At 30.0% G+C, this 8042-nt stretch carries 7 protein-coding genes; 3 read left to right on the top strand and 4 right to left on the bottom strand.

Annotated elements, in window-relative coordinates:
* The first annotated feature begins 61 nt into the window (after positions 1 to 61).
* Positions 62 to 430, top strand: coding sequence for a hypothetical protein (locus tag AC1XWJ_RS02255; RefSeq protein WP_483334257.1), 369 nt, complete (start codon positions 62 to 64; stop codon positions 428 to 430).
* Between the two features lie 16 nt (positions 431 to 446).
* On the opposite strand, the gene gorA is transcribed toward AC1XWJ_RS02255, so the two are convergent.
* The 3 genes from gorA to rny form a co-directional block, all read right to left on the bottom strand.
* The gene (gorA, locus tag AC1XWJ_RS02260; RefSeq protein ID WP_483334258.1) at positions 447 to 1799 is read right to left on the bottom strand and encodes a glutathione-disulfide reductase; all 1353 of its coding nucleotides are present in this window, start codon (positions 1797 to 1799) and stop codon (positions 447 to 449) included.
* A 21-nt stretch (positions 1800 to 1820) separates the two neighbouring features.
* Positions 1821 to 3920, bottom strand: coding sequence for a DNA topoisomerase 3 (locus tag AC1XWJ_RS02265; protein ID WP_483334259.1), 2100 nt, complete (start codon positions 3918 to 3920; stop codon positions 1821 to 1823).
* Positions 3921 to 4051: 131 nt separating this feature from the next.
* On the bottom strand, positions 4052 to 5602 hold the full coding sequence (rny, locus tag AC1XWJ_RS02270; protein WP_483334260.1) for a ribonuclease Y: 1551 nt from the start codon (positions 5600 to 5602) through the stop codon (positions 4052 to 4054).
* Between the two features lie 275 nt (positions 5603 to 5877).
* Between rny and rplK the strand changes: the two genes are divergently transcribed.
* Both rplK and rplA read left to right on the top strand, forming a co-directional pair.
* On the top strand, positions 5878 to 6303 hold the full coding sequence (gene rplK, locus AC1XWJ_RS02275; protein WP_483334261.1) for a 50S ribosomal protein L11: 426 nt from the start codon (positions 5878 to 5880) through the stop codon (positions 6301 to 6303).
* 13 nt (positions 6304 to 6316) lie between these two features.
* A complete protein-coding gene (gene rplA / locus AC1XWJ_RS02280; protein ID WP_483334262.1) occupies positions 6317 to 7009 on the top strand; it encodes a 50S ribosomal protein L1 in 693 nt (230 codons plus the stop codon).
* A 156-nt stretch (positions 7010 to 7165) separates the two neighbouring features.
* On the opposite strand, the gene AC1XWJ_RS02285 is transcribed toward rplA, so the two are convergent.
* A partial coding sequence (locus AC1XWJ_RS02285; RefSeq protein ID WP_483334263.1) for an iron-containing alcohol dehydrogenase occupies positions 7166 to 8042 on the bottom strand: 877 nt, incomplete at its 5' end.

Raw genomic sequence — 8042 nt, forward strand, 5'->3', positions numbered from 1 at the left:
TATTTGTAATTAAACTCATATTGTGATAAAATTTTCAGTATATTTAGGAGGCGTAATTTAAATGAGAAAACATCTTGAAAAAGTACCATTTTTACTATTTTCTTTATTTTTATTTATTGTATTACCTATTGCATATTATATTTTTGACAATAAATCACAGGTATTAATTATATTGCTATTAATAATTTTCCCATTAATAAATTTTACAATATCATTATTGTATTCTTATTCAAAAGAAGATTTTAGTTATTCGTTCTCACTATTAATAGGATTATTTTATTTAATTACTTGCTTAATTCTATTAAATTTTGATATAGCAATCTATTCTATTATATATATATTAGCAAGCTTGTGTGGTCAAGGAACAGGATTTATTTTTAAGAAATTTATTAATACTTTCAAAAACAATAAAAAAACAATGACAGAATAAATCTGTCATTGTTTTTTTATCTCATTGTTACAAACTCTTCTGAACCAGTAGGATGAATTGCTACTGTATTATCGAAATCTTTTTTCGTAGCTCCCATTTTTATTGCTACTGCAAAACCTTGGATCATCTCATCAACACCATAACCTATGCCATGCAATCCTATAATTTTTTCTTCAGATCCTAAACATACTAATTTCATAACACTAGGTTGTCTATGATTAGTAATTGCACTGTACATAGGGGTAAATGATGATTGATAAATTTTTATATTTTCTTGACCATATTGTTCTATCGCTGTCTCTTCTGTAAGTCCTATCGTTCCTATAGCTGGATGACTAAACACTACTGTCGGTACAAGATTATAATCTAAATATTCTTCTTTTTTATTATTAAACAATCTTTCTGAAAGTCGTCTTCCCGCAGAAACCGCAACAGGCGTAAGATCAATTTTACCTATGATATCTCCTACTGCATATATACCTTTTTCTGTAGTATTTTGATATTTATCTACTTCAATAAACCCTTTAGAATTAAGTTTAACTCCTGTTTCCTTTAAGTTTAAATTATCTGTCAACGGTCGTCTACCTATCGCCCAGACTAAACAATCCACTATTGTTTCTTGGCCATCTGCTAACATTATAGTTAAACTATTATCATCATTTTTTTTAACTTTTTCTATATTAGCAAAAGTATGTAAACTAACTCCATCATTTTTCATTATATCTGTTAATGTAGCAACTATTGTGCTGTCAAAATTTCTTAATGGAGAATGTTTTCTTACAAATAAATGAGTTTCTACTCCTAAAGAATTAAATACTCCTGCCATTTCTACTGCTATATATCCTGCGCCTACAAAAGCCATTCTTTTAGGTAATTGTTTCATTTCAAAAACTTCATTAGAAGTAATACCGTATTCTGCTCCTTCTACATTTGGAATAACTGGTTCTCCTCCTGTAGCTATCAAAATATGTTCTGCTGTAAATTGTTCTCCATTTACTTCAACAGTATTATTGTTAATAAATTTTGCATAACCATATATTACATCAACCTTATTTTTATTTAACCCATTTCTATATGCTTGCTGTATTCTATCTATATACGCTGTTCTATTTTTTACCATTGTTTCAAAGTTAAATTTATTAACTTTTACATCAAAACCATAATCCCCTGCATAAGAATTAATTGCTTCAGAAATCTGTGATGTGTACCACATTACTTTTTTAGGTACACATCCTACATTAACACACGTCCCACCAAGTTTATTTCCTTCTATAAGTAAACACTTTTTTCCGTACATTGCTGCTCTATTTACAGAAGCTATTCCTCCGCTTCCTCCACCTATTGCTATATAATCATATTTTTTTACCATCTTGTTCTCCTTTTAAATTATTTATAATTTCAAACCTTTTAGTTTATCTTTTAATGGGTTATTTGTTAGCTCTTCTTTTTTCATATATTTTTTTATATCTTTATAACTCGCTTTTTCTTTTTTAGTTTCTTTTATTTTCTTATCAACTTCTTTTTGTTTTATTGATACTCCACAAATACATCTATAAGTTGCATTATCTCCATTACCAAATAATGTCATCTTTTTATGACAGTTACTACATCTCAAGTTAGTGATTCTACTTATAATTTTTTTATTGTTACATCCTACATTAGAACATTTTAAAATTTTCGTACCTTTCCTTTCAACTTCTAACATAAAACTTTCACATTTATCACATTTTCTACCACTTATGTTTGAATGTTTAAATTTGTCCGTACTATCTTTTATTTCTGTAGTGAATTCATAAGTATAATTTTTTATATCTTTCAAAAATTTCTCTTTTGATAGCCTATTTTTTGCTATATCATCGAGTTGTTTCTCCCAAGTAGCAGTAAGAGAAGGACTTTTTAATTTATTAGGGACTAAGTTTAGCAGCTGTCTAGCTTTATTAGTAGTTTTAATTTTTCCGTTGTCCAATATTAAATAATCATTATTGAAAAGTTTTTCTAAAATATCAGCTCTAGTTGCTACTGTACCTATTCCGTTTGTGTTTTTCAAAATTTTCTTTTCTTCTTGACTTTCCACGTAATCAAAAGGATTTTCCATAGCATATATTAAGGAACCCTCTGTAAAATAATTAGGTGCCGTTGTTTGTTTTTTTAATATTTTTAAATCTTTAATATTTTTATTATTAATACTAATAAATTCAGCACTATTATGATTATCAAATATTTTATATCCTACTTCAATTATTTGAGTTGTGCTATATTTAAACAATTTATTTCCTAATTTAAAACTAGCTGTTAATTGTTTATATTTACAATTAGGTAATAAGTTTTCCAAAAATCTTCTGACTACAAGCATATATATCTTCTTCTCTAAATCAGTTAATGCTAAAAAATTTGGTCTTTCTTCTGTTGGTATAATAGCGTGATGATCTGTTACTTTTTCATTATTTATTACTCTTTTTGTAGAAATATTTTTAGACAATATACCTTTAGCTATATCACCATAATCACTTCCTAATATCGCTTTAATTCTATCTTTAATAGTTAAAGCCATATCACTAGTTAAATATCTGCTGTCTGTTCTAGGGTATGTTAATATTTTATGCTTTTCATACAAAGACTGGACTATATTTAACGTTTGCTTAGGTGATAATTTATATAAATTGCTAGCCACTTGTTGAATATCTGTTAAGTTATATAATGGCTGAGGTTGGGAGATTTTATCAATACTATTTTGTTTAAAATCTTTTATTTCTTTCTCACTATGCTCTTTCACAAATTTATTAGCAACATTCTCATCATAATCGCTATCATTAGATATAAAAGTAACATTATCTAATTTACATTCATAATCAAAATAGTTTTTAGGAACAAAGTTTTTTATTTTATCTTCTCTAATTTTTACCATCTGAATAGTTGGTGTTTGAACGCGACCACAATTTAATGAAGCATTATATTTTAAGGTTAATGCACGTGAAGCATTTATTCCGACTAACCAATCTGCATTCGCTCTAGCAACTCCAGAATTATAAAGTCCATCATACTCTCTGCCATTTTTTAAATTTTTAAAACCTTCCTTAATCGCCTTATCCGTTACAGAAGATATCCACAATCTTTTTGTATTTTTCTTATTTTGAGCTTTTTCCAAAATGTACCTAGCAACCAATTCTCCCTCTCTCCCGGCATCTGTTGCAATAATAATATCTTTGACATCTTTTCTATTTATAGCTTGCTCTATAATTTTATACTGTTTAGATGTCTTTCCTATTATTTCTGTTTTCATATATTTAGGAACCATAGGTAACTTTTCTAATCCTATATTTTTAAATTCTTTATATTTATCTGGCGTTTGCAATGTAACTAAATGTCCTAATGCCCAAGTTACTACATATTTATCACCTTCTAAACAACCATTTTTAGTTTTTGTTGCATCTATATTTCTAGCAATATCACGTGCAACTGAAGGTTTTTCACATAATACTAAACTTTTCATTTATTCCTCTCTTTCGTTAAGTTATTCTAATCATATTCTATTATAATATTAAACAATAAATTTCTCCATATTTTGATTTCTAAAAAAATAGTAGATAGCTAGAAATTAAATTCTAACTATCTACATAAGTTTTATCTTGCAATTTTAACTGCTCGAACTTCTCGAATTACATTTACTTTTATATTACCAGGATATTGCATTGTTTCTTCTATTTTGTTACGTACTTCTTTAGCAATTTTATAAGATTTTGTATCATCTACTTCCTCTGGATTTACAATTACTCTAATTTCTCTTCCAGCCTGAATAGCATATGTTTTTTCTACACCTTTATGTTCATTTGCTATTTCTTCTAATTTCTCTAATCTCTTAATATAGTTTTCTAAAGATTCTCTTCTAGCTCCAGGTCTAGAAGCTGACAATGCGTCTGCTGTAGCTACTATTACAGAAATAGGATTTGTAGCCTCAAAGTCTCCGTGATGAGAAGCTATTGCATTCACTACAACTTCAGGTTCTTTATATTTCGTTGCTAAAGCTACTCCCACTTCAACATGTGATCCTTCTACTTCATGATCAACAGCCTTTCCTATATCGTGCAGTAAACCTGCTCTTCTTGCTAATTGGACATCAAGATCTAATTCTCCAGCAATAAGACCAGAAATATAGGCAACTTCTACAGAGTGTTGAAGTCCATTTTGTCCATAACTAGTTCTATATTTCATTTTTCCTAATATTTTTATTAAATCAGGATGCATATTATGAATTCCTAGATCAAAAGTAGCTTGTTCTCCTATATCACGAATAGTCTGATCCATATTTTTTCTAGCTTTATCCACAGCTTCTTCTATTTTAGATGGATGAATTCGTCCATCACTAATTAGAGTAGTTATAGCAGATTTTGCTATTTCACGTCTTATAGGATCATAACCAGACAATATAACTGCCTCTGGCGTATCATCAATTATCAAGTCAACACCTGTTAATGTTTCTAAGGTACGTATATTACGACCTTCCCTACCAATTATTCTTCCCTTCATATCGTCTGATGGTAAATTAACTACAGAAACAGTAGTTTCACTAACTACATCAGCTGCAAATTTTTGCATTGACTGTACTATTAATTCTTTAGCACGTCTATCTGCTATATCTTTTGCTTCAACTTCCTTATTACGAATATATATAGCAGTTTCTCTAGCCATATCTTCTTCTAATGAAGTCATTATTTCTTCTCGAGCTTGTTCTTCCGTCAGATTTGCAATTCTTTGCAACTCTTGTTCTTGTTGAATTTTTAACTCATTCACTTCACTATTCTTAATTTCTAGTGATTGAATTTTTTCTTCTACCTTTTGTTCACGAGAACTAATAAGTTCATCTTTTTTATTAATTAGTTCTGCTTGTCTTTCTAAGGTAGATTCTTTTTGAATAAGTCTGTCCTCTTGTTTTTGAATATCTTGTTTCTTAAACTCTATTTCCTTATTAGCTAAAGTTACCATTTCTTTAGCTTCGTTTTGGGCAATCAACAATTCTTTTTCCGAAATATATTTTGCTTCTTTTTTAGCTTCATTAACAATATGCTCAGCATCTTGTTTTGATTGAATCAATTTTTTTTGAATAGAATTTTTGGCAACTATATATCCTAATAAAAGACCAACAAGTAAAGTTGCAATAATGTAAAATATTAACATTAGCAACCTCTCACACTTATTTATTTGACATAGTTTATAACAAATGTCACTTATTAAATTCTACAATAATTACTTAAAAAAGTCAATATTACGATACTTAAATAAAATAATCAGAAATTAAAAATTATTAAAATTTTTTCAACAAAAATACTTGCATTAAATTTATTTTATGTTATAATGGCTAGGTATGTAAAAATACAACTTGTTTGAGTGGGAGAGTAATAAAGTTACTCAAATATGACCACATCACGAAAAATAAATTAGGAGGTTTTATCGTGGCTAAAAAAGTTATAAAAGTAGTTAAGTTACAAGTACCAGCAGGAAAAGCTAATCCAGCTCCACCAGTTGGTCCAGCGTTAGGTCAAGCTGGTGTTAACATCATGGGATTCTGTAAAGAATTCAATGCTCGTACACAAGACCAAGCAGGGTTAATAATCCCTGTAGTAATTTCTGTATATGAAGATCGTTCATTTACATTCGTTACTAAAACACCACCTGCTCCAGTATTACTGAAAAAAGCAGCTAAAGTTGAAAAAGGATCTTCTGTTCCTAATCGTGACAAAGTTGCTACAGTTACTAAAGCACAAGTGCAAGAAATTGCAGAATTAAAAATGGAAGATTTAAATGCAGCATCTGTTGAAGCTGCTATGCGTATGATTGAAGGTACTGCACGTAGTATGGGTATCTTAGTATCTGAATAGGAGGAGAAATAAAATGGCAAAAAAAGGTAAAAAATATCTTGAAGCGGCTAAATTAGTTGATTCTTCTAAATTATATTCAATACTAGAAGCAATCGAATTAGCTAAAAAAACTAGCGTTGTAAACTTTGATGCAACTGTAGAAGTAGCATTCCGTTTAGGAATTGATACTCGTAAAAATGATCAACAAGTTCGTGGAGCTGTAGTTTTACCAAAAGGAACTGGTAAAACAGCTAAAGTTCTTGTATTCGCTAAAGGTGATAAAGCAGCTGAAGCTGAAGCAGCTGGTGCTGACTATGTAGGACAAGGTGAATATATCACTAAAATTCAACAAGGTTGGTTTGACTTTGACGTAATTGTTGCTACACCAGATATGATGGGAGAAGTTGGTAAAATCGGACGTCTTTTAGGACCTAAAGGTTTAATGCCAAATCCTAAAACTGGTACAGTAACTATGGACGTTACAAAAGCAGTTAATGAAATTAAAGCTGGTAAAGTTGAATATCGTGCTGAAAAAGCTGGTGTTGTTCACACTCCAATCGGTAAAGTTTCATTCTCAGCAGAAGACCTAGTAGAAAACTTTAATGCAGTTTTAGAAGCTTTAACAAAAGCTAAACCTGCAGCAGCTAAAGGTACTTACTTTAAGTCTGTAGCTGTTACTACTACTATGGGACCATCAGTTAAAGTTGATACTTTAGAATTCAAATAATAACAATAAAAAATACTCTAAAATGTTTTAGAGTATTTTTTATTTATTAAGAAAATAAAACAAAATTTTCCTAGCCTTATAATATTAAGACTAGGAAAATTTTTATAGAGTTTGAGACTAATATCAGATTATATTTAGTGTTTTGAAATAATCATATTAATATTGATTTTTTTCTACAAATTTTTTATCTCCATAACCATCCCAAGCTGCTTCCATAATTCCTTCCATATCATCTATCATCGCAAGACGCGGGTTAGCTGGTGTACATTGATCCCCAAATGATTCAAATGCCAATTCTTTCAACGATGCTTTGTATTCTTCAAAACCAATATTGTTTCTTTCAAAAGCATTATGCTCTTTAAATGCCATTGGACAGTTTATTCTTCTTCCTAAGTCATACACTGCCTGTGCTAATGAATCAACACCTTGTTCTGGAGTGTCTGCTTTTAGACCTAACATTTTCGCAATTTCTTGGTATCTTACATCTGCTTGATAATGTTCGTACTTAGGCCATAACGCTACTTTTCCTGGTCTTGTTCCATTATATTTAATTACGTATGGTAATAATGTTGCATTGTTTTCACCGTGTACTGTGTGGAACTTACCTCCAATTTTGTGTGACATAGAGTGTGCTATTCCTAAGAATGCGTTAGAGAATGCCATACCTGCTAAACATGATGCATTATGCATTTTTTCCCTTGCATCTCTATCACCTTGAACAGATTTTTCTAAATTATCAAACACTAGCTTAATAGCTTTTAATGCAATACCATCTGTATAGTCATTAGCTAATATAGCACCATACGCCTCAATAGCGTGTGTTAATACGTCCATTCCAGTTGCTGCTGTAGGTCTTGCCGGAACTGTTAATACTAAGTTAGGATCTACAATAGCTACATCCGGAGTCAATGAATAGTCTGCTAATGGATATTTCTTGTCATTTTCTTTATCAGAAATTACCGCAAAAGGAGTTACCTCACTACCTGTACCCGAAGTAGTTGGTATTGCGATAAATTTAACTTTTTCTCCTAAA

Source organism: Gemelliphila sp. 1F1 (genome assembly GCF_056897515.1).